This is a genomic window from Streptomyces sp. NPDC008086, from assembly GCF_042957325.1.
GTDB lineage: Bacteria > Actinomycetota > Actinomycetes > Streptomycetales > Streptomycetaceae > Streptomyces.
Genome location: NZ_JBIBIA010000010.1, coordinates 367,247 through 388,036 on the forward strand (window position 1 = coordinate 367,247; position 20,790 = coordinate 388,036).

20 protein-coding genes and 1 pseudogene are annotated in these 20,790 nt (G+C 69.4%); 16 read left to right on the plus strand and 5 right to left on the minus strand.

Features of this window, described 5'->3' with window-relative positions:
* Positions 1-40 precede the first annotated feature (40 nt).
* From ACFZBP_RS34140 to ACFZBP_RS34190, 11 genes are all read left to right on the plus strand, one after another.
* On the plus strand, positions 41-1,396 hold the full coding sequence (locus ACFZBP_RS34140; protein ID WP_383451909.1) for an MraY family glycosyltransferase: 1,356 nt from the start codon (positions 41-43) through the stop codon (positions 1,394-1,396).
* Between the two features lie 342 nt (positions 1,397-1,738).
* Complete coding sequence (locus tag ACFZBP_RS34145; protein WP_391418952.1) at positions 1,739-2,185, plus strand: hypothetical protein; 447 nt, start codon at positions 1,739-1,741, stop codon at positions 2,183-2,185.
* Positions 2,186-2,410: 225 nt separating this feature from the next.
* Positions 2,411-3,238, plus strand: coding sequence for a F0F1 ATP synthase subunit A (gene atpB, locus ACFZBP_RS34150; protein WP_391418954.1), 828 nt, complete (start codon positions 2,411-2,413; stop codon positions 3,236-3,238).
* Between the two features lie 75 nt (positions 3,239-3,313).
* On the plus strand, positions 3,314-3,547 hold the full coding sequence (atpE, locus tag ACFZBP_RS34155; protein ID WP_391418956.1) for an ATP synthase F0 subunit C: 234 nt from the start codon (positions 3,314-3,316) through the stop codon (positions 3,545-3,547).
* 41 nt (positions 3,548-3,588) lie between these two features.
* Positions 3,589-4,134 carry a F0F1 ATP synthase subunit B gene (locus tag ACFZBP_RS34160; protein WP_391418958.1) on the plus strand — a complete coding sequence of 182 codons (546 nt, stop codon included), beginning with the start codon at positions 3,589-3,591 and terminating at the stop codon, positions 4,132-4,134.
* Positions 4,131-4,946 (plus strand): F0F1 ATP synthase subunit delta, encoded by an 816-nt coding sequence (locus ACFZBP_RS34165; RefSeq protein WP_391418961.1) that lies wholly within the window; start codon positions 4,131-4,133, stop codon positions 4,944-4,946. Before ACFZBP_RS34160 ends, ACFZBP_RS34165 begins: the two co-directional genes overlap by 4 nt.
* A gap of 125 nt (positions 4,947-5,071) precedes the next feature.
* Complete coding sequence (atpA, locus tag ACFZBP_RS34170; protein ID WP_234762193.1) at positions 5,072-6,673, plus strand: F0F1 ATP synthase subunit alpha; 1,602 nt, start codon at positions 5,072-5,074, stop codon at positions 6,671-6,673.
* 21 nt (positions 6,674-6,694) lie between these two features.
* Positions 6,695-7,612: a F0F1 ATP synthase subunit gamma gene (locus ACFZBP_RS34175; protein WP_383451918.1), complete on the plus strand. Its 918-nt coding sequence runs from the start codon at positions 6,695-6,697 to the stop codon at positions 7,610-7,612.
* Positions 7,612-9,048: a F0F1 ATP synthase subunit beta gene (gene atpD / locus ACFZBP_RS34180; protein WP_383451920.1), complete on the plus strand. Its 1,437-nt coding sequence runs from the start codon at positions 7,612-7,614 to the stop codon at positions 9,046-9,048. Before ACFZBP_RS34175 ends, atpD begins: the two co-directional genes overlap by 1 nt.
* Positions 9,049-9,177: 129 nt before the next feature.
* Positions 9,178-9,552, plus strand: a complete 375-nt coding sequence (locus ACFZBP_RS34185; protein ID WP_030049636.1) for a F0F1 ATP synthase subunit epsilon — start codon at positions 9,178-9,180, stop codon at positions 9,550-9,552.
* Between the two features lie 162 nt (positions 9,553-9,714).
* A complete protein-coding gene (locus ACFZBP_RS34190) occupies positions 9,715-10,161 on the plus strand; it encodes a DUF2550 domain-containing protein (RefSeq protein ID WP_062717680.1) in 447 nt (148 codons plus the stop codon).
* A 12-nt stretch (positions 10,162-10,173) separates the two neighbouring features.
* Here ACFZBP_RS34190 and ACFZBP_RS34195 read toward each other — a convergent pair whose 3' ends face one another.
* From ACFZBP_RS34195 to ACFZBP_RS34205, 3 genes are all read right to left on the minus strand, one after another.
* Complete coding sequence (locus ACFZBP_RS34195) at positions 10,174-12,000, minus strand: glycosyl hydrolase family 18 protein (protein ID WP_391418967.1); 1,827 nt, start codon at positions 11,998-12,000, stop codon at positions 10,174-10,176.
* 128 nt (positions 12,001-12,128) lie between these two features.
* Complete coding sequence (locus ACFZBP_RS34200; protein WP_391418969.1) at positions 12,129-12,770, minus strand: response regulator; 642 nt, start codon at positions 12,768-12,770, stop codon at positions 12,129-12,131.
* Positions 12,767-13,954 (minus strand): histidine kinase, encoded by a 1,188-nt coding sequence (locus ACFZBP_RS34205; protein WP_391418972.1) that lies wholly within the window; start codon positions 13,952-13,954, stop codon positions 12,767-12,769. Before ACFZBP_RS34205 ends, ACFZBP_RS34200 begins: the two co-directional genes overlap by 4 nt.
* A 152-nt stretch (positions 13,955-14,106) precedes the next feature.
* Here ACFZBP_RS34205 and ACFZBP_RS34210 point away from each other — a divergent pair, with 152 nt between their 5' ends.
* Complete coding sequence (locus tag ACFZBP_RS34210; protein WP_391418975.1) at positions 14,107-14,721, plus strand: hypothetical protein; 615 nt, start codon at positions 14,107-14,109, stop codon at positions 14,719-14,721.
* Here ACFZBP_RS34210 and ACFZBP_RS34215 read toward each other — a convergent pair.
* On the minus strand, positions 14,718-15,290 hold the full coding sequence (locus ACFZBP_RS34215) for a cob(I)yrinic acid a,c-diamide adenosyltransferase (RefSeq protein ID WP_383451932.1): 573 nt from the start codon (positions 15,288-15,290) through the stop codon (positions 14,718-14,720). The genes ACFZBP_RS34210 and ACFZBP_RS34215 overlap by 4 nt on opposite strands.
* Positions 15,291-15,390: 100 nt before the next feature.
* Between ACFZBP_RS34215 and ACFZBP_RS34220 the strand changes: the two are divergent.
* From ACFZBP_RS34220 to ACFZBP_RS34235, 4 genes and pseudogenes are all read left to right on the plus strand, one after another.
* Positions 15,391-15,498 (plus strand): annotated as a pseudogene (locus ACFZBP_RS34220) (TetR/AcrR family transcriptional regulator); the annotation flags it as partial.
* Between the two features lie 137 nt (positions 15,499-15,635).
* Positions 15,636-16,484, plus strand: a complete 849-nt coding sequence (locus ACFZBP_RS34225) for a 3-hydroxyacyl-CoA dehydrogenase family protein (protein WP_383451934.1) — start codon at positions 15,636-15,638, stop codon at positions 16,482-16,484.
* A 206-nt stretch (positions 16,485-16,690) separates the two neighbouring features.
* Complete coding sequence (locus tag ACFZBP_RS34230) at positions 16,691-17,014, plus strand: STAS domain-containing protein (protein WP_383451936.1); 324 nt, start codon at positions 16,691-16,693, stop codon at positions 17,012-17,014.
* Between the two features lie 261 nt (positions 17,015-17,275).
* Positions 17,276-19,852, plus strand: coding sequence for an ATP-binding protein (locus tag ACFZBP_RS34235; RefSeq protein WP_391418979.1), 2,577 nt, complete (start codon positions 17,276-17,278; stop codon positions 19,850-19,852).
* An 88-nt stretch (positions 19,853-19,940) separates the two neighbouring features.
* Here ACFZBP_RS34235 and nucS read toward each other — a convergent pair whose 3' ends face one another.
* Positions 19,941-20,612 (minus strand): endonuclease NucS, encoded by a 672-nt coding sequence (gene nucS, locus ACFZBP_RS34240; RefSeq protein WP_217213137.1) that lies wholly within the window; start codon positions 20,610-20,612, stop codon positions 19,941-19,943.
* Between the last annotated feature and the right edge of the window lie 178 nt (positions 20,613-20,790).

The following is a 20,790-nucleotide window of genomic DNA, read 5'->3' on the forward strand; positions in this document are numbered from 1 at the left end:
TGTGGGGCTGAGATGGCCAGCGAGACCTGTGGGGAAGCCCGTGCGTGAATACCTGCTGACGCTCTGCATCACGGCCGCGGTGACGTATCTGCTGACAGGGCCGGTACGGAAGTTCGCGATCGTGGCCGGAGCGATGCCGGAGATCCGGGCACGTGACGTGCACCGGGAACCCACTCCGCGGCTCGGCGGGATCGCGATGTTCTTCGGCCTGTGCGCCGGCCTGCTGGTCGCCGACCACCTCACGAACCTCAGCGCGGTCTTCGAGAAGTCCAACGAACCGCGGGCCCTGCTCTCCGGAGCGGCGCTGATCTGGCTGATCGGCGTCCTGGACGACAAGTTCGAGATCGACGCCCTGATCAAGCTGGGCGGCCAGATGATCGCCGCCGGCGTCATGGTCATGCAGGGTCTGACGATCCTGTGGCTGCCCATCCCCGGCTTCGGCTCGGTCGCCCTGACCCAGTGGCAGGGCACCCTGCTGACCGTCGCCCTGGTCGTCATCACCATCAACGCGGTCAACTTCGTCGACGGCCTGGACGGCCTCGCGGCGGGCATGGTCTGCATCGCGTCGGCCGCGTTCTTCCTCTACGCCTACCGTGTCTGGGTGTCGTACGGCATCGAGGCCGCCGCCCCCGCCACGCTCTTCTCGGCGATCCTGATGGGCATGTGCCTGGGCTTCCTGCCGCACAACATGCACCCGGCGCGCATCTTCATGGGCGACTCCGGCTCGATGCTGATCGGCCTGGTGCTGGCCGCGGGCGCGATTTCCATCACGGGACAGGTCGACCCGGACGCGCTGAAGCTGTTCGCCGGCTCCGAGAAGGAGGCCGTGCACCAGACGGTGCCCGTCTACATCCCGCTGCTGCTGCCGCTGACGATCATCGCGATCCCGGCCGCCGACCTGGTGCTGGCGATCGTCCGGCGTACCTGGCGCGGCCAGTCGCCGTTCGCCGCCGACCGTGGCCATCTGCACCACCGCCTCCTGGAGATCGGCCACTCCCACAGCCGCGCGGTGCTGATCATGTATTTCTGGTCGGCACTGATCGCCTTCGGCGCCCTCGCCTACTCCGTGAACTCGGCGTCCATGTGGATCGTGCTCGGCGTCGTCTTCCTCAGCGCCATCGGCCTGCTCCTGCTCCTGCTCCCGCGCTTCACCCCGCGCACCCCGCGCTGGGCGGAGGCGTTCGTGCCGCCGCGGTACCGGCGGCACGGGGCGGTCGCGGAGCCCGCGGCCACCACACCGCAGACCGCTGCCGCCGAGCTCCCGGCCGACGAGCCCCTGTCCGCGGAGGAACCGCGCACTCCGGTCGCCGCCGGCGTGGCCGGGGTCAACGGCGCGACCGCCATCGGCGCCCGTTCGCGCTTCCTGGACCGACGGAAAGCCGGAACGTCGCGCTGACGGCCGCCCACGGGGGCGGCGACGGCGGTCAAGGTAAGACCGTGGCCAAGGTAAGAATCTGACTAGAGCATTGCCAACTCATGGGGGAACGAAGCGCCCCAATATCAGACAAGTGGGCGCCGTTTCTGCACAGACGCGCAGCGTCACTCTCATGTGTGACACCGAGCACACGCCTCAGGTAAAGACCTCATCAAATAGTTTGTGATACGGTTCACGAGAACCCCCGGATAGAGCCGAAGGACCGCAGTGCGACGGTCCACCGGCGTGAGGTTCTCTCTCAACCCGGGACTACGCTCGTCCATGACGACACCCTGCCCCCACCGTGAAAGCGGAGTTGCCGCCATGCCGTCCAATGACGCCCGGATCCTGCTCCAGGCCGCTGTGCCCACAGCCGCCGTCGGCGCTGTCGCAGCCGTCGTCAGTGGTGTGGTCGCCGGTGGCAAGGGGGCGATCGGGGCTGTCGTCGCGACGGTGGTCGTGATCCTCTTCATGGGACTCGGCCTCATCGTTCTGCAACGCACTGCCAAATCGCTTCCGCACCTGTTCCAGGCGATGGGCCTGATGTTGTACGCGGCACAGATCCTGCTGCTGTTCATCTTCATGGCCGCCTTCAAGAACACGACGCTGTTCCACCCGCGGGCCTTCGCGTTCACCTTGCTCGCCGGCACTCTCGTGTGGATCGCCATGCAGACGCGCGCCCACATGAAGGCCAAGATCCTCTACGTTGAACCCGATTCGGGCACTCCCTCGAAGGGTGACAAGCCCGAAAAGACGGGGCACTCGTCGTGAGAGGTAGGGGCGGGATAAAGGCGCTTGAGAAGTCCTGCTATCGTCCGGTGCCAACTGCGGCATCGCGGGCGCGGGCATCTGAGCTGACGCCTGCTCAATCGCGAGGCGAGATGCCCCCCAGCCGCCCCCACATCCGTAACACCAGTCCCGTGCCGAACCGCGGCTGCGCGCCGCGCCGACACAACGAGGTTGCCGTACCTATGCGCCACGCTGAAGGAGCCCGCGGTGAGTGCTGACCCGACGCAGGTGCTCGCCTTCGACACCAACTGCCACATCTTCGACGGGTGTGGCTTCGCCGATGTGTCCCCGGGCCTGCACTCGTTCATGTTCCAGCCCCTGTGGGGTGACGGCGACAGCAACGTGTACTTCAACAAGACGATGCTGCTGGCGCTGCTCGGTTCCATCATCATCGTGGGCTTCTTCTGGGCCGCCTTCCGCAGGCCGCAGGTCGTGCCGGGCAAGCTCCAGATGGTCGCCGAGGCCGGCTACGACTTCATCCGCCGCGGTGTCGTCTACGAGACCATCGGCAAGAAGGAAGGCGAGAAGTACGTACCGCTCGTCGTCTCGCTCTTCTTCTTCGTCTGGATGCTGAACCTGTGGTCGATCATTCCGATCGCCCAGTTCCCGGTCACCTCGATCATCTCGTACCCGCTGGTCCTGGCGCTGATCGTCTACATCCTGTGGGTGTCCCTGACCTTCAAGCGGCACGGCTTCGTCGGCTTCTGGAAGAACGTCACCGGCTACGACAAGTCGCTCGGCGCGGTGCTTCCGCTGGCCATGCTGATCGAGCTCTTCTCCAACCTGCTGATCCGGCCGTTCACGCACGCGGTGCGACTCTTCGCGAACATGTTCGCGGGCCACACCCTGCTGCTGCTCTTCACCATCGCCAGCTGGTACATGCTGAACGGCTTCGGCATCGCCTACGCGGGTGTCTCGTTCGTGATGGTCATTGTGATGACCGCCTTCGAGCTGTTCATCCAGGCACTTCAGGCCTACGTGTTCGTCCTGCTGACGTGCACCTACATCCAGGGCGCCCTCGCCGAGCACCACTGAGCCACCGCCCTCACACCTCCACAGATCGTCCGGTGGCCAACCCCCACCGGTCCGTAAAGAAAAGGAAGAACTGGCATGTCTGCGACGACCCTTGCTGCTGTCGAAGGCTCCCTCGGCTCCATCGGTTACGGCCTCGCCGCGATCGGCCCGGGCGTTGGCGTCGGCATCATCTTCGGTAACGGCACCCAGGCCCTGGCCCGTCAGCCCGAGGCCGCCGGCCTGATCCGTGCCAACCAGATCCTCGGCTTCGCCTTCTGTGAGGCGCTCGCCCTGATCGGTCTGGTCATGCCGTTCGTCTACGGCTACTGATCAGCGAATCCAGTCCAGCCGACTAGACGAAAGGCACTCACATGAGCCAGCTGCTCATCGCGGCGAGCGAGGGCGGGGAGAACCCCCTCGTTCCGCCGATCCCTGAGCTTGTCATCGGTCTCCTGGCCTTCGTCATCGTCTTCGGCTTCCTCGCCAAGAAGCTCCTCCCGAACATCAACAAGGTTCTGGAAGAGCGCCGCGAGGCCATCGAGGGCGGTATCGAGAAGGCCGAGGCCGCCCAGACCGAGGCCCAGAGCGTGCTCGAGCAGTACAAGGCTCAGCTCGCCGAGGCCCGGCACGAGGCCGCGCGTCTGCGTCAGGAGGCGCAGGAGCAGGGCGCCACGCTCATCGCCGAGATGCGCGCGGAAGGCCAGCGGCAGCGCGAGGAGATCGTCGCCGCCGGGCACGCCCAGATCGAGGCCGACCGCAAGGCCGCCGCGTCCGCGCTGCGCCAGGACGTCGGCAAGCTCGCCACCGACCTGGCCGGCAAGCTCGTCGGTGAGTCCCTCGAGGACCACGCCCGGCAGAGCCGCGTCATCGACCGCTTCCTCGAGGACCTCGAGGAGAAGGCCGAGGCCGCGCGATGAACGGAGCGAGCCGCGAGGCCCTGGCAGCCGCACGTGAGCGTCTCGACGCGCTGACGGACTCCACGTCCGTCGACGCGGCCAAGCTCGCCGACGAGCTGGCCGCCGTCACCGCGCTGCTCGACCGCGAGGTGTCGCTGCGTCGGGTCCTCACCGACCCGGCGCAGGCCGGCGAGGCCAAGGCCGAGCTGGCCCAGCGCCTGCTCGGCGGTCAGGTCGGCGGCGAGACCGCCGATCTGCTGGCCGGCATGGTGCGCTCCCGCTGGTCGCAGTCCCGCGACCTGGTGGACGCGCTGGAGGAGCTGGCGAACACCGCCGACCTCACCGCCGCGCAGAAGGCGGGCACGCTCGACGAGGTCGAGGACGAGCTGTTCCGGTTCGGCCGGATCGTCTCCTCGAGCACCGAGCTGCGGGCCGCGCTGACCAACCGCGCGGCCACCGGGACGGCCAAGGGCGAGCTGCTGCGCAGCCTGCTCGGCGGCCGGGCCAAGGCGACCACCGAGCGTCTGGTCACGCGTCTTGTGACCGCGCCGCGTGGACGTAGCCTGGAGTCGGGACTGGAGTCCCTGTCCAAGCTCGCCGCCGACCGCCGGGACCGCATGGTGGCCGTGGTCACCTCGGCGGTACCGCTGAGCGACCGGCAGAAGCAGCGCCTGGGCGCCGCCCTCGCGAAGCTCTACGGCCGCCCGATGCACCTCAACCTCGACGTGGACCCCGAGGTCGTCGGCGGAATCCGGGTGCAGGTCGGTGACGAGGTCATCAACGGCTCCCTCGCGGACCGCATCGAGGCCGCCGGCCGCCGCCTGGCGAGCTGAACAGCAACTCAATAGGCAGTAATACTTACGACGGCCCTGGTTGGGCCGTGCAGAAGAATCCTGGGGGTCGCCCCCAGACCCCCAAAGTGAAACTTCGGGCCCAACAAGGAGAGCAGGGAACCCAGATGGCGGAGCTCACGATCCGGCCGGAGGAGATCCGGGACGCGCTGGAGAACTTCGTCCAGTCGTACAAGCCGGACGCGGCCTCGCGCGAGGAGGTCGGTACGGTCACCCTTGCCGGCGACGGCATCGCGAAGGTCGAGGGCCTGCCCTCGGCCATGGCCAACGAACTGCTGAAGTTCGAGGACGGCACCCTCGGCCTCGCCCTCAACCTCGAGGAGCGCGAGATCGGTGCCATCGTCCTCGGTGAGTTCAGCGGCATCGAGGAGGGTCAGCCGGTCTCCCGTACCGGTGAGGTCCTCTCCGTGGCCGTCGGCGAGGGCTACCTCGGCCGCGTCGTCGACCCGCTCGGCAACCCGATCGACGGCCTCGGCGAGATCGAGACGTCCGGCCGCCGTGCCCTTGAGTTGCAGGCCCCCACGGTCATGCAGCGCAAGTCGGTGCACGAGCCGATGGAGACCGGCTACAAGGCCGTCGACGCGATGACCCCGATCGGCCGTGGCCAGCGTCAGCTGATCATCGGTGACCGTCAGACCGGCAAGACCGCCCTGGCCGTCGACACGATCATCAACCAGCGTGACAACTGGCGCACCGGCGACCCGAACAAGCAGGTCCGCTGCATCTACGTCGCCATCGGCCAGAAGGGCTCGACGATCGCGTCGGTCCGCCGCGCGCTGGAGGAGAACGGCGCGCTGGAGTACACGACCATCGTCGCCGCCCCGGCGTCCGACCCGGCCGGCTTCAAGTACCTGGCGCCGTACACCGGCTCGGCCATCGGTCAGCAGTGGATGTACGAGGGCAAGCACGTCCTCATCATCTTCGACGACCTCTCGAAGCAGGCCGACGCCTACCGCGCCGTGTCCCTGCTGCTGCGCCGCCCGCCGGGCCGTGAGGCCTACCCGGGTGACGTCTTCTACCTGCACTCCCGTCTGCTGGAGCGCTGCGCCAAGCTCTCCGACGACATGGGCGCCGGCTCGATGACCGGTCTGCCGATCGTCGAGACCAAGGCCAACGACGTCTCGGCGTTCATCCCGACCAACGTCATCTCCATCACCGACGGCCAGTGCTTCCTGGAGTCGGACCTCTTCAACGCCGGTCAGCGCCCCGCGCTGAACGTCGGTATCTCCGTCTCCCGAGTCGGTGGTTCCGCGCAGCACAAGGCGATGAAGCAGGTCTCCGGCCGTCTGCGCGTGGACCTCGCCCAGTTCCGTGAGCTGGAGGCGTTCGCCGCCTTCGGTTCCGACCTCGACGCCGCGTCGAAGGCGCAGCTGGAGCGCGGTCAGCGCATGGTCGAGCTGCTGAAGCAGGCGCAGTACGAGCCGATGTCCACCGAGGACCAGGTCGTCTCCGTCTGGGCCGGCACCACCGGCAAGATGGACGACGTGCCGGTCGCCGACATCCGCCGCTTCGAGAAGGAGCTGCTGGAGTACCTGCACCGCAAGGAGCAGGGCCTCATGACCTCCATCAAGGAGGGCGGCAAGATGTCGGACGACACGCTCACCGCCGTCGCCGACGCCATCGCGGAGTTCAAGAAGCAGTTCGAGACCGCGGACGGCAAGCTGCTCGGCGAAGAGGCCGGCCCGAAGGCGACCAGCGCCTCCAAGTGACGTAAGGAAGGGACCTGACTCATGGGAGCCCAGCTCCGGGTCTACAAGCGTCGCATCCGATCCGTCACCGCGACCAAGAAGATCACGAAGGCGATGGAGATGATCGCCGCCTCGCGCGTCGTCAAGGCGCAGCGCAAGGTGGCGGCCTCCACGCCGTACGCGACCGAGCTCACCCGCGCGGTCACGGCGGTCGGCACCGGCTCGAACACCAAGCACCCGCTGACCACGCAGGCCGAGACGGTCACGCGGTCCGCGGTGCTGCTCCTCACGAGCGACCGTGGCCTTGCCGGCGCCTTCAACTCCAACGCCATCAAGGCGGCGGAGCAGCTGACCGCGCGTCTCGAGCGCGAGGGCAAGGAGGTCGACGTCTACATCGTCGGCCGCCGTGGTGTGGCGCACTACAACTTCCGCGAGCGCAAGATCGCGGAGTCGTGGAGCGGCTTCACCGACGAGCCCACGTACGCGGACGCCAAGAAGGTCGCGGCGCCGCTGATCGAGGCCATCGAGAAGGAGACGGCTGAGGGCGGCGTGGACGAGCTCCACATCGTCTACACCGAGTTCGTCTCGATGATGACGCAGCAGGCGCTGGACGCCCAGCTCCTGCCGCTCAGCCTCGAAGAGGTCGCGAAGGAAGCAGCCCCCAAGGGCGAGATCCTTCCGCTGTACGACTTCGAGCCCTCGGCGGAGGACGTCCTCGACGCCCTGCTGCCGCGCTATGTGGAGAGCCGCATCTACAACGCGCTGCTCCAGTCGGCCGCCTCCAAGCACGCCGCCACGCGGCGCGCGATGAAGTCGGCCACCGACAACGCGGGCGAGCTGATCAACACGCTCTCCCGTCTTGCCAACGCGGCCCGCCAGGCCGAAATCACCCAGGAAATCAGCGAGATCGTCGGTGGCGCGAGCGCCCTGGCCGACGCGACCGCGGGGAGTGACCGCTAATGACCACCACTGTTGAGACCGCGACGGCTACGGGCCGCGTCGCCCGGGTCATCGGCCCGGTCGTCGACGTGGAGTTCCCCGTCGACGCGATGCCGGAGATCTACAACGCCCTCCACGTCGAGGTCGCCGACCCGGCGAACGCGGGCGAGAAGAAGATCCTGACCCTGGAGGTCGCCCAGCACCTGGGTGACGGCCTGGTCCGCACCATCTCCATGCAGCCCACCGACGGTCTGGTCCGCCAGGCCCCGGTCACCGACACCGGCGACGGCATCACCGTCCCGGTCGGCGACTTCACCAAGGGCAAGGTGTTCAACACCCTCGGTGAGGTGCTGAACGTCGACGAGCAGTACGAGGGCGAGCGCTGGTCCATCCACCGCAAGGCCCCGAACTTCGACGAGCTCGAGTCGAAGACCGAGATGTTCGAGACCGGCGTCAAGGTCATCGACCTTCTCACCCCGTACGTCAAGGGTGGAAAGATCGGTCTGTTCGGTGGTGCCGGCGTCGGCAAGACGGTGCTCATCCAGGAGATGATCTACCGCGTCGCCAACAACCACGACGGTGTGTCGGTGTTCGCCGGTGTCGGTGAGCGCACCCGTGAGGGCAACGACCTCATCGACGAGATGAGCGAGTCGGGCGTCATCGACAAGACCGCGCTGGTCTTCGGTCAGATGGACGAGCCCCCGGGCACCCGTCTGCGCGTGGCCCTCGCCGGTCTGACCATGGCGGAGTACTTCCGCGATGTGCAGAAGCAGGACGTGCTGTTCTTCATCGACAACATCTTCCGCTTCACGCAGGCCGGTTCCGAGGTGTCGACCCTGCTCGGCCGTATGCCCTCCGCGGTGGGCTACCAGCCGAACCTGGCCGACGAGATGGGTCTCCTCCAGGAGCGCATCACCTCGACCCGTGGTCACTCGATCACCTCGATGCAGGCGATCTACGTCCCCGCGGACGACCTGACCGACCCGGCCCCGGCCACCACCTTCGCCCACCTCGACGCGACGACGGTTCTGTCCCGTCCGATCTCCGAGAAGGGCATCTACCCGGCCGTGGACCCCCTGGACTCCACGTCCCGGATCCTGGACCCGCGCTACATCGCGCAGGACCACTACAACACCGCCATGCGCGTCAAGGGGATCCTCCAGAAGTACAAGGACCTCCAGGACATCATCGCGATCCTCGGTATCGACGAGCTCAGCGAGGAGGACAAGCTGGTCGTCCAGCGTGCCCGCCGCGTCGAGCGCTTCCTGTCCCAGAACACGCACGTCGCCAAGCAGTTCACCGGTGTGGACGGCTCGGACGTGCCGCTGGACGAGTCGATCACCGCGTTCAACGCGATCTGCGACGGTGAGTTCGACCACTTCCCGGAGCAGGCGTTCTTCATGTGCGGTGGTCTCGAGGACCTCAAGAAGAACGCGAAGGAGCTGGGCGTCTCCTGACGCACCGGTCTTCGTGAGCCATTGAGCTCTTGGTGAGGGGGCGGGGCACGTCCCGCCCCCTCACTCACGCCTACTAGACTTGTAACCAACACCCGGCAGAACCGCCGGGTGGTGACCCGAGGAGCCACCTTGGCTGCTGAGCTGCACGTCGCGTTGGTCGCGGCCGACCGTGAGGTCTGGTCCGGCCAGGCCACCCTGGTCGTCGCGCGCACCACGTCCGGCGACATCGGCGTCATGCCCGGTCACCAGCCGCTGCTCGGTGTGCTGGAGTCGGGCCCGGTGACCATCCGTACGAGTGAAGGTGGAACCGTCATCGCCGCGGTGCACGGCGGTTTCATCTCCTTCGCGGACGACAAGCTGTCGCTGCTGGCCGAGATCGCCGAGTTGTCGGACGAGATCGATGTCCAGCGCGCGGAGCGGGCACTCGAGCGCGCGAAGGGGGACGACGACGCGTCCGCCGAGCGCCGCGCGGAGGTCCGCCTGCGGGCGGCGACGGCGCGCTGACCCCCCAGGTCACCTCCCGAGCCCTTTAGGCTCTGGGGGAGCGCACGCGATGACGTCACTCAGCCGCGGCTGGGACCGGAGCAATCCGGTGCCGGTCGCGGCTGAGGCAGATATGGAAGTTTTTTCCGTTCCGTTACCTAGGAGACGAGGAGGTCGGTGTCGATGGTCCTCGCTCTGACTGTGTGCGGAATCGTCGTCGCCCTCGTGGTGCTGGGGTTGTTCGTCTTCGGCCTGCGCCGCAGACTCATCCAGCGCTCGGGCGGCACCTTCGACTGTTCCCTGCGCTGGGACGTCCCGGAGAAACCCGACACCAACGGCAAAGGCTGGAGTTACGGCGTCGCGCGCTACAACGGCGACCGCATCGAGTGGTACCGCGTCTTCTCCTACGCCTACCGCCCGCGCCGCATCCTGGAGCGCTCCGCCATCGAGGTGGCCGGCCGCCGCGTACCGGACGGCGAGGAGGAACTGGCGCTGCTCTCCGACGCCGTGATCCTCACCTGTCTGCACCGGGGCACGCGCCTCGAACTCGCCATGAGCGAAGACGCGCTGACCGGTTTCCTCGCGTGGCTCGAAGCAGCCCCGCCCGGTCAGCGCGTCAATGTCGCCTAGTTGGTCAGCCTGTCAGTTGAGGCCGTTGTTGATGGCGGTGACCAGTTCACCGCCCGCGGTGTCGCCGCTGAACTCCCAGAAGAACGCGCCGCCGAGGCCCTGGTTCTTGGCCCAGGTCATCTTGCCGGCGATGGTCGACGGGGTGTCGTAGGACCACCAGTTGTTGCCGCAGTAGGCGTACGCCGTGCCGGCGATCGTGCCGTTGGCCGGGCAGGAGTTCTTCAGGACCTTGTAGTCCTCGATGCCTGCCTCGTAGGTGCCGGGAGCCGCGCCGGTCGCCGAGCCGCCGGGGGCGGCCTGGGTGACGCCGGTCCAGCCGCGGCCGTAGAAGCCGATGCCGAGCAGCAGCTTCTTGGACGGGACGCCCTTGGACTTGAGCTTGGCGATGGCGTCGGCGGAGTTGAAGCCCGCCTGGGGGATCCCGGCGTACGAGGTGAGCGGCGAGTGCGGGGCGGTCGGACCGTCCGCGTCGAAGGCGCCGAAGTAGTCGTACGTCATCACGTTGTACCAGTCGAGGTACTGGGCGGCGCCGCCGTAGTCGGCCGCGTCGATCTTGCCGCCGGAGGAGCCGTCGGCGGTGATGGCCGCGGTGACCAGGTAGTTCGGGCCGAACTCGGTGCGCAGTGCCGACATCAGGTTCTTGAAGGCCGCGGGGCCGCTCGTGTCGCAGGTCAGGCCGCAGGCGTTGGGGTACTCCCAGTCGATGTCGATGCCGTCGAAGACGTCGGCCCAGCGCGGGTCCTCGACCACGGCCTTGCAGGACTTGGCGAACGCGGCCGCGTTGGCGGCGGCCTGGCCGAAGCCGCCGGAGTAGGTCCAGCCGCCGAAGGAGTACAGCACCTTGATGTGCGGGTACTTGGCCTTCAGCTGGCGCAGCTGGTTGAAGTTGCCGCGCAGCGGCTGGTCCCAGGTGTCGGCGGTGCCGCTGACGGACTGGTCGGCGGTGTAGGCCTTGTCGTAGGCGGCGTAGGTGTCGTCGACGGTGCACTGACCGTTCTTGACGTTGCCGAACGCGTAGTTGATGTGGGTGATCTTCGAGGCGGAGCCCGAGGTCACCAGGTTCTTGACGTGGTAGTTGCGGCCGTAGACGCCCCACTCGGTGAAGTAGCCGAGCTTGACCTTGTCGCCCGTGGGCGGCGGGTCGGTGGTGCCGCCGGTGGTGCGGACCGCGCGGGCGCCGCTGACCGGGCCGGTCTGGTCGGCGGTGTCGCGGGCCTGGACGGTGTAGGAGTAGTCGGTACCGGCGGTCAGGCCGGTGTCCGAGTACGACGTGGTCGTCACCGTCGCGACCTTGGCGCCGTCGCGCAGGACGTCGTAGTTCTTGATGCCCTTGTCGTCGGTGGCGGCGGACCAGCTCAGCTTCACCGAGGTGTTGGTGATGTCCGAGGCGCTCGGCGTTCCGGGGGCGCTTGGCGCGCTGTCGCCGGGTTCCGTGGTGCCGCCGTCGCAGCTGCCGCCGTTCAGCTTGCAGTTGGCGGGGGAGCCGGAGCCGGCGCCGTTGAAGCCGAAGGAGACGGAGGCGCCGGGGGCGAGGGTGCCGTTCCAGGACTTGTTCCTGGCGGTCCAGTGGGTGCCGGACGAGGTGACGTCGGCGTCCCAGGCGGAGGTGACGGAGGTGCCGGAGGGGAAGTCCCACTCGACGGTCCAGGAGCTGAGGGAGGTGGTGCCGGTGTTCTTCACCGTCCACTTGCCCTCGAAGCCGGAGCCCCAGTCCTGGGTCTTGGCGTAGGTGGCGGTGGCTGACGTCGCGGCCTCGGCCGGGCTCGCGAGGCCGACCAGACCGGCCAGCGGCAGCAGCAGGGTCGCGAACCCCGCCACCGCTCTGTGTCTGAAGCGCATGCTGCGCCTCCTCGGGGAGTTGGGGGCGTGACTGAGCCTTCACGCCCACGGTGCCGCGAGAATAGAAAGGTCTGGACCACGGGTCAATAGGTCTGGACCACTCTCGTATACGGCCGTGCCCCGAACCCCTAGATCCCCAACTCCTGCGCCAACACGGCCGCTTGCACCCGGCTGCGCAGCTCCAGCTTCCCCAGCAGCCGACTGACGTGGGTCTTCACGGTCGCCTCGGCCATGTCGAGCCGCACCGCGATGTCGGCGTTGGACAGCCCTTCGCCGAGGCAGGACAGCACCTCGCGCTCGCGCCGGGTGAGGGCGTCGAGGACGGCCGGGTCGGCCGTCGGCTCCCGCACGGGCTTCGCGGCGAACTCGGCGATCAGACGCCGGGTGACGGCCGGAGCGATCAGGCCCTCGCCGCGCGCGACCGTGCGGACGGCCGCCAGCAGGTCCCTGGCCTCGGTGTTCTTGAGCAGGAACCCGGACGCCCCGGCGCGCAGCGCCCCGAACACGTACTCGTCGAGGTCGAAGGTGGTCAGCACCAGCACGTCGGCCAGTCCGTCGGCGACCACCTGCCGGGTCGCCGACACCCCGTCGAGGCGCGGCATCTGCACGTCCATCAGTACCAGGTCGGGCCGCAGCTCACGGGCCAGGGCCACCGCCTGCTCGCCGTCCGCCGCCTCGCCGACCACCTCGATGTCGGGCGCGCTGCGCAGGATGAGGACCAGCCCGGCGCGGACGGCGGACTGGTCCTCGGCGACCAGGACGCGGATCATTCTCGGTCTCCTTCGGTCACGGGAAGCGTGGCGCGTACGACCCAGATCTTGCCGTCCGTCGAGGCCGGATCGTCGACGGGACCGGCCTCGAAAGCGCCGCCCAGCAGCTCGACCCGCTCCCGCATCCCGACGAGCCCGGCGCCGGAGCCGGGGGCGCGCGGCCCGTCGCGGTCACCGAAGGGGCTGGTCACGTCGACGGTGAGGGAGCCGTCCCGCTGGGCGAGCACGACCGTGACCTGGCCGGGGGAGGCGTGTTTGAGGGCGTTGGTCAGGGCTTCCTGGACGATGCGGTAGGCGGCGAGCTCGACCGGGGCGGGGACGCCGCACCGCTCCGCGTCGAGGTGGACGTCGAGGCCGTTGACGCGGGCGCCCTGGACCAGCGCGTCGAGGCCGTCCAGCGTGGGTGCGGCGACCGGCTCGGTGTCGCCGCCGGCGTCGCGCAGGATGCCGATGAGCCGGCGCATCTCGGCGAGCCCCGCGACGCTGTTCTCGCGGATGACCGAGAGCGCCTCCTGGGAGGTCTTCGGGTCGTCGAGGGAGAGCGCGGCCGTGGAGTGGATGGCGATGGCGGAGAGATGGTTGGCCACCATGTCGTGCAACTCCCGTGCCATACGGGCGCGTTCCGACGTCACGGCCTGGGCGCGGTCCATCTCGGCGAGCAGGGCGGTCTGTTCGGCGCGCAGGCGCGCGGCTTCGGCGGCGTCGCGGTGGTTGCGCACGATCCAGCCGGTGGCGGCGGGGGCGTACGCCACGACACCGACCGCCACGCCGATCAGCAGCGCCTCCGGGACGCGCCACACCGCGAACGGCACCAGCGTCCCGGCCACCGTGAGCAGACCGGTGATCCACTGGGTACGGCGGGCCGCGGCGAGCGGGCCGTACAGCACGGCCGCGTACATGAGGTCGGTGAACATCAGGAGCGTGGCCAGGTTGCCCTGGGTGAAGACGTCCGCGCAGATCGCGGGCGTGCCGATCAGCAGGGCCGCGCGCGGCGCCGATCGGCGCAGCAGCTCGCAGCCCGCCATCACGGTGAGCGGCACCAGGATCGGCCAGGGGCCGTCGAAGAGCGTGATCGGATCCTTGGCGGGCCGTGTGGCCAGGCCGATGCCCACCAACAGCAGGCCGCCGAGCAGCCCGCCGATGGCGACGTACACGTCGAAGCGGTGGGGGCGGGGGAGGGCCATGACTCCATCCAACACGGTGGCCGCGGGCGACGCGTGATTCCGGGGGAGGGTCCTGGACTGCATCTTTCGATGTACGGCGGTTTCGTCACCGCCGACGACGAAAGGGGACGCGCCCGCCGGGAGCCTGGAAGGGTGACCGAAGGGAGCATGTTGTGATCGTCGCCCTCATCATCGCCTGCGAGGTCGGCTTCTGGGTGCTGCTGGCCCTGGGCCTGGCCGTGCGCTACCTGCTGAAGTGGCGCCGTACGAGCGTGGTGCTGCTGCTGTGCGAGCCGGTGCTGGAGCTCGTCCTGTTCGTCGTGACGGCGATCGACCTCAAGAACGGCGCCGAGCCCGGGTGGGAGCACGGCCTGGCCGCGCTCTACATCGGCTTCACCGTGGCCTACGGTCACTACACGATCCGCTGGCTCGACGGCCACGCCGCCCACCGCCTGGCCGGCGCCCCACCCCCGCCCAAGCCCCCGCAGTACGGCATGGCCCGGGCCCGTCACGAGGGCCGCCTGTGGCTGCGCACACTCCTCGCGGCGGCCGTGGCCCTCGCCCTGCTCCAGAGCGCGATCTGGTACGTCGGGGACGGCGACACCTCGTCCCTGCGGTCCTTCCAGTGGGCGGCACTGCGCGCCGCGGGCATCCACGGCCTGGTCGCGCTGGCCTACCTGATCTGGCCGAAGCAGCCACCTTCAGGGGCGCGGGGAACGGCACGACCAGCCACGACGGACCCGCAGACGACAGCGCACCGGTCGCGGCACTCCCCGCGGAGCGGCTAGCGCTCCCCGCCCGGCACCCACAGCACGTCCCCGACCTCCTTGTTCGCCGTCCTCGCCAGGATGAACAGGAGGTCGGACAGCCGGTTCAGATACGTCGCCGTCAGCGGGTTCATCACCTCGCCGTGCACCTCCAGCGCCGCCCACGTCGACCGCTCCGCCCGGCGGACGACCGTGCAGGCCTGGTGCAGCAGCGCCGCGCCCGCCGTGCCGCCCGGGAGGATGAAGGAGCGCAGCTTCTCCAGCCCTTCGAGGAAGTGGTCGCAGTCCGCCTCCAGCTTGTCGACGTAGGCCTGCTCGACCCTGAGCGGCGGGAACTCCGGGTTCTCCACCACCGGCGTCGACAGGTCCGCGCCCACGTCGAACAGGTCGTTCTGCACCCGGGTGAGGACCTTGACGACCTCCTCGTCCAGCCCGCCCAGCGCGATGGCCGTGCCGATCACGGCGTTCGCCTCGTTGGCGTCGGCGTACGCCGAGATCCGCAGATCGGTCTTGGCGACCCGGCTCATGTCGCCGAGGGCGGTGGTGCCCTGGTCGCCGGTCCTGGTGTAGATGCGCGTCAGATTGACCATGTGACCAGCGTAGTTACGCTCCGCCGGTTCGGACACGCGTGTGCCGACCGTCACGGCCGGCGCGGGGAGGCCGAGCGCGACCAGGACGCCGTACAGCAAGGGACACAATCCGGACGAAGTGTCACGTGAGGTACTCGTCCTTCTCGACGGCATCGAGGAGCTGTTGAGCGACAAGGGGCTCAACTACGCCGTCCGAGGCGTGGAATGACCCGTGCCGGTGTGATGTCCGTCAGATGAGACGTGACTCGCGTTACTAACCGGTCACACAGTCCCTCACGAGCGCTAGGGTCCGCCGAAGAAGCAACGTAAACAGGGTGTAAGGCGTTTCAAAGGGGAGTCGCAACAGTGGCACGGAAGCTTGCCGTCATCGGCGCCGGCTTGATGGGTTCCGGGATCGCCCAGGTCTCCGCTCAGGCGGGATGGGACGTCGTCCTCAGGGACGTCACCGACGAGGCTCTCAGGCGTGGCACCGACGGCATCAAGGCGTCGTACGACAAGTTCGTCAGCAAGGGCAAGCTGGAGGCGCACGACGCCGACGCCGCCCTCGCCCGTATCACCGCGACCACCGACCTGGACGCCGCCGCCGACGCGGACGTCGTCATCGAGGCCGTCTTCGAGAAGCTCGAGGTCAAGCACGAGATCTTCCGCGCGCTCGACAAGATCGTGCGGGACGACACCGTGCTCGCCTCCAACACCTCCGCGATCCCGATCACCAAGATCGCGGCGGCCACCGAGCGCCCCGAGCGGGTCGTCGGCGTCCACTTCTTCTCGCCGGTGCCGATGATGCAGCTCGTCGAGCTGGTCCGCGGCTACAAGACGAGCGACGAAACCCTCGCCACCGCGCGGGAGTTCGCCGAGTCCGTCGGCAAGACCTGCATCGTCGTCAACCGGGACGTCGCCGGCTTCGTCACCACCCGGCTGATCTCGGCCCTCGTCGTCGAGGCCACCAAGCTGTACGAGTCGGGCGTCGCCACGGCCGAGGACATCGACCTCGCCTGCAAGCTGGGCTTCGGCCACGCCATGGGTCCGCTCGCCACGGCCGACCTCACCGGCGTCGACATCCTGCTGCACGCCACCAGCAACATCTACACCGAGTCCCAGGACGAGAAGTTCGCCCCGCCGGAGCTGATGCGCCGGATGGTGGACGCGGGTGACATCGGCCGCAAGAGCGGGCAAGGCTTTTACAGCTACTGAGGTTTCGTAAAACACCGCACAGCCGCTGGGCGCGTCACGCGATGGGGTGAATTCGGTATCGGTTCGCTTACAGACGGCAACCTCTGGCCGCTGAACGCAGTCAGAGGTTGCATCACCGGCCACAGCGAAGACTCATAGCAAACACAGGCACAGGAACAGCACGGGCAACGCATCGCGGAGCAACGACGCACGCTTGGGGAGCGCATATGTACATCAGGGGCGACCACGCCGAACTGGTCGTCGGGGGCGTCCTCGACGTCCGCAGCGCGGCGGACGCCCGTACGGTCCTGCACTCGGCCGTCGACGACGGAGTCGGCGATCTGGTGCTCGACCTGTCCGAACTGGTCTCCTGGGACGCCACCGGACTCGGGGTGATCATGGGGGCCCACCGGCGGGCCGGCCGCTGCGGCCGACGCCTGGTGCTGCGCGGCGTACCGCCGCAGATGCAGCGCCTGCTGGTGGCCACCCGGCTGCACCGGATCCTGGCGATCGAGGGCGGTATCGGAGTGGAGTCCCTGCCCCGGGTGTGACACCCGGCACGGATGGGGCGGGACAGTCGGGCGTTCCGGTTGCGAAGGGCACGTCACGCACAATCCTCACGAGACTGTGATGTCTCGGACGGCGCGGCACCCCGGTCTGTCGTAGATACTGTGCAAAGGTTTAGGGTTCGGCTGCCCGCCACCTAGACAAACCCTTCTCGGCGGGCCCGGACCAGAAGCGACAGCGCGGTGTGCAGCAAGGCCGGGAGGGGCTTGGCATACGCACACGACGCTTTTGGGGGGCTTGAACCTATGGACCCGAACAACCGGGGACCCGAGGAGTACGGCCATGACGGTGACGGCCAGTCGTCGCGCCATCGCCCGCCCAGGGACCCCCTCACCACCGACTTCGGACAGCACGCGCCCGCGCTCGCCCGCACCGTGCAGCTGGTCTCGGGCGACTTCCTGCTCACCGTCAACCCCGTCGACGGCAGCGAGATCGAGGTCTGCCCGCCGGCGGAGCGGCCGTCGCGGCCCCAGAAGCTGACCCCGGCCGAACGCGCCGAGGCCGACCGCGCCGCCAAGCCACCCGTCCCACCCGGCCCGACCCGTCCCGCCGAGCCACTGCTGGCCCGCCAGGACGAGCGCGAACAGCTGGTCCGGATGCTCGCCCGCGGCCGCTCCGTACGCCTGGTCGGCGCCCCGGGAGCCGGCCGCACCAGCCTCCTCGACCTCGTCGCCGAGGACTGCGCGGACCTCGCCCCCGACGGCGTGGTCCGGCTCACCGGCCACCACCGCACACCGGACGACCTGCTGTACGACCTCTTCTACGCCGTCTACAGCGCCCCGCTGCACCGCCCGGATCAGGACGAACTGCTCGACCTCGTGCGTGAGATCGGCGCGGTCGTCGTGCTGGACGACATCGAGTTCGGCGGCGCCGCCCTCGACGACCTGCTGGACGCGACCCCCGAGTGCGCGTTCCTGCTCGCCGCCACGCCCGACGTGCCCGCGCCGTCCGTCGACTCCGGCATCGAGGAGGTCGCCCTCGCCGGGTTCGACCGGGCCGCGAGCGTGGAGCTCCTGGAGCGCCAGGTCGGCCGGGTCCTGACCGAGGACGAGGCGAACTGGGCGGGCGACCTGTGGTTCGAGTCCGAGGGACTGCCGCTCAGGTTCGTCCAGGCCGGTGCCCTGCTGCGGCAGCGCGACCGGCTGCGGGCCGGCGCCGACGCGGTGGACGAGTACGGCGTCTTCGAGGACACCCCGCCCTCCCCCGACGCGTCCTTCGAGGAGGCGTACGGCACCGAGGGCCGCGGCGAGGAGACACCCCTGCCCTCCCTCGGCGAGGCGGCCGGACCCGCGCCGCTGCTCGCCTCACGGCTCAGCGCCTCGGCCCGCAGCGCCCTGCGGTTCGCCGTCGCGCTCGGCGGCGAGGTGCCACACCAGGCGCATCTGCCCGCCCTGGTCGGCGACACCCACGCGGACGCCGCGCTGGGCGAGCTCGCCGGCTGCGGGCTGGTCTCGGCCGTCGGCTCCCGCTACCGGCTCGCCGCCGGCGTGCAGGCCCAGCTGGAGGCCGCCGGATACGCCGCGGACGTCCAGGACAACGCCCTCACCGCCGCCCAGCACTACGCCTGGTGGGCCGGCCACCCCTCGGTCACCCCGGAGCGCGTGTGCGCCGAGGCGGACGCCGTGCTCGCCGCCCTCGGCGTGCTCGTGCCGGGCACGACGCCGCCCGCCGAGGGCGAGGAGAGCCCGACCGTGCGGCTCGCCCGCACAGCGGGGCCCGCGTTCGCGGCCGGGCTGCACTGGAGCGCCTGGGAGCGGGCGCTGCGGGCCGGCGCCGAGGCCGCGCGCCTGGCCGGTGAGGTGACCGAACAGGCCTACTTCCACCACGAGTTGGGCATCCTCGCGCTCTGCGGCGGCCGGCTGGACCGGGCCCGCGCCGAGCTGGAGACCTCCATCGGCCTGCGCGGCGCCCTCGCCGACAAGCGCGGCACCGTCGCCGGCCGCCGTGCCCTCGCCCTGGTCTCGGACCGCTCCGGCACGACGCCGGGAGTGGCCGCGTTCGGCGCGACGGCGGGGGAGGAGGTGCCGGACGCGCGGTACGAGGAGTCGCAGTCGCCGCCCGGAGGCGTACCGGCCGCCGCGTTCCCGCCGCCCGGCGGGGACGCCACGACGCTGGTCACCCACCGCGCCTCGGCACCCTCGCCGTCGCCGTCCCCGGCGACCTCGCACAAGGGCCGTGGCGGCGTCCGCGGCTTCGCCCGGCGCAACCTCGTCGCGGCCGGCTCGGGCGCCCTGCTCGTGGCCGTCCTCGGCACCGTGGTGACCCTCGGCGCCACGTCCGACAACAACACCGACAGCCCGGCCACCCAGGTCGGCGTCAACCCGTCCGCCAGCCAGGGCATCGGCGACGACAGCATCGGCGCCGACAAGGCGGAGGGCGACGACGGCAAGAGCTCCGGCGACACGGGCACGGCCACCAGCCGACCCACCGACCCGGGCCCCGACGGGACGTACGGCACGTCGGACGACCCGACGCCGACGGACGACGCCACGGAGCCGTCGGACGACCCGAGCGGGACGCAGAAGCCGGGCGGCGGTTCCTCGAACTCGCCGACGAAGCCACCGTCGTCGCCGACGAAGCCGCCGACCTCCCCGACCAAGCCGCCGACGGAGGACCCGACCACACAGGAGCCGACGCCGACGGAGGACCCGACGACGGAGGAGCCGACGCCGACCGACGAGCCGACGACCTCTCCGACGGAACCGCCGACCAGCTCGACCTCGGCCAGCGGCCCGGCCTCCTCCAGCCCCACGGAGACCGCCAGCGCCTCGCAGAGCGCGGACGACGGCACCCCGACCACCGGCTCGGACACCGTGATCTGACGCACCTGAGGCCCGCTTCAGGACAAGAGGGCCGGGTCCGTCCAACGGACCCGGCCCTCACTGTCGTAGAACTGCCGACAGCCGCGCGTCAGAACAGGCGCAGCTTGTCGTCCTCGATGCCGCGCATGGCGTCGTAGTCCAGCACCTGGCAGCCGATGCCGCGGTCCGTCGCGAGCACGCGGGCCTGCGGCTTGATCTCCTGGGCGGCGAAGATCCCGCGGACCGGGGCGAGATGGGGATCCCGGTTCAGCAGCTCCAGATAGCGCGTCAGCTGCTCCACGCCGTCGATCTCGCCGCGGCGCTTGATCTCGACCGCGACCGTCTGGCCGTCGGCGTCGCGGCACAGGATGTCGACCGGGCCGATGGCCGTCATGTACTCGCGGCGGATGAGCGTGTAGCCCTCGCCGAGGGTCTCGATGCGGTCGGCGAGGAGCTCCTGGAGGTGCGCTTCCACGCCGTCCTTGATCAGGCCGGGGTCCACGCCGAGTTCGTGCGAGGAGTCGTGGAGGATCTCCTCCATCGTGATGATGAGCTTCTCGCCCCCCTTGTTGGTGACGGTCCAGACGTCCTTCTGCTCGCCGTCACCCTCCTTCAGGGTGCACGGCGGCGACATCCAGTTCAGGGGCTTGTAGGCCCGGTCGTCCGCGTGGATCGAGACGCTTCCGTCCGCCTTGACCAGGATCAGACGGGGCGCCGAGGGCAGGTGGGCGGTGAGCCGGCCCGCGTAGTCGACGGAGCATCGGGCAATGACGAGACGCATGGTCCGCAACGCTACTCGACGGGCCGGTGTCGACGCGATTCGCCCTGGGGGAGTCCGTATGACCCCGGACTGCCCCTGTTCATTTCTGGCCGATTGTGCGCCTGAGGTGTCCAACGAGGACCGCCCATGTACGCATTCTCCTGGTGCCGTCACCGTCTGTTGCCTACCGTATTAAACG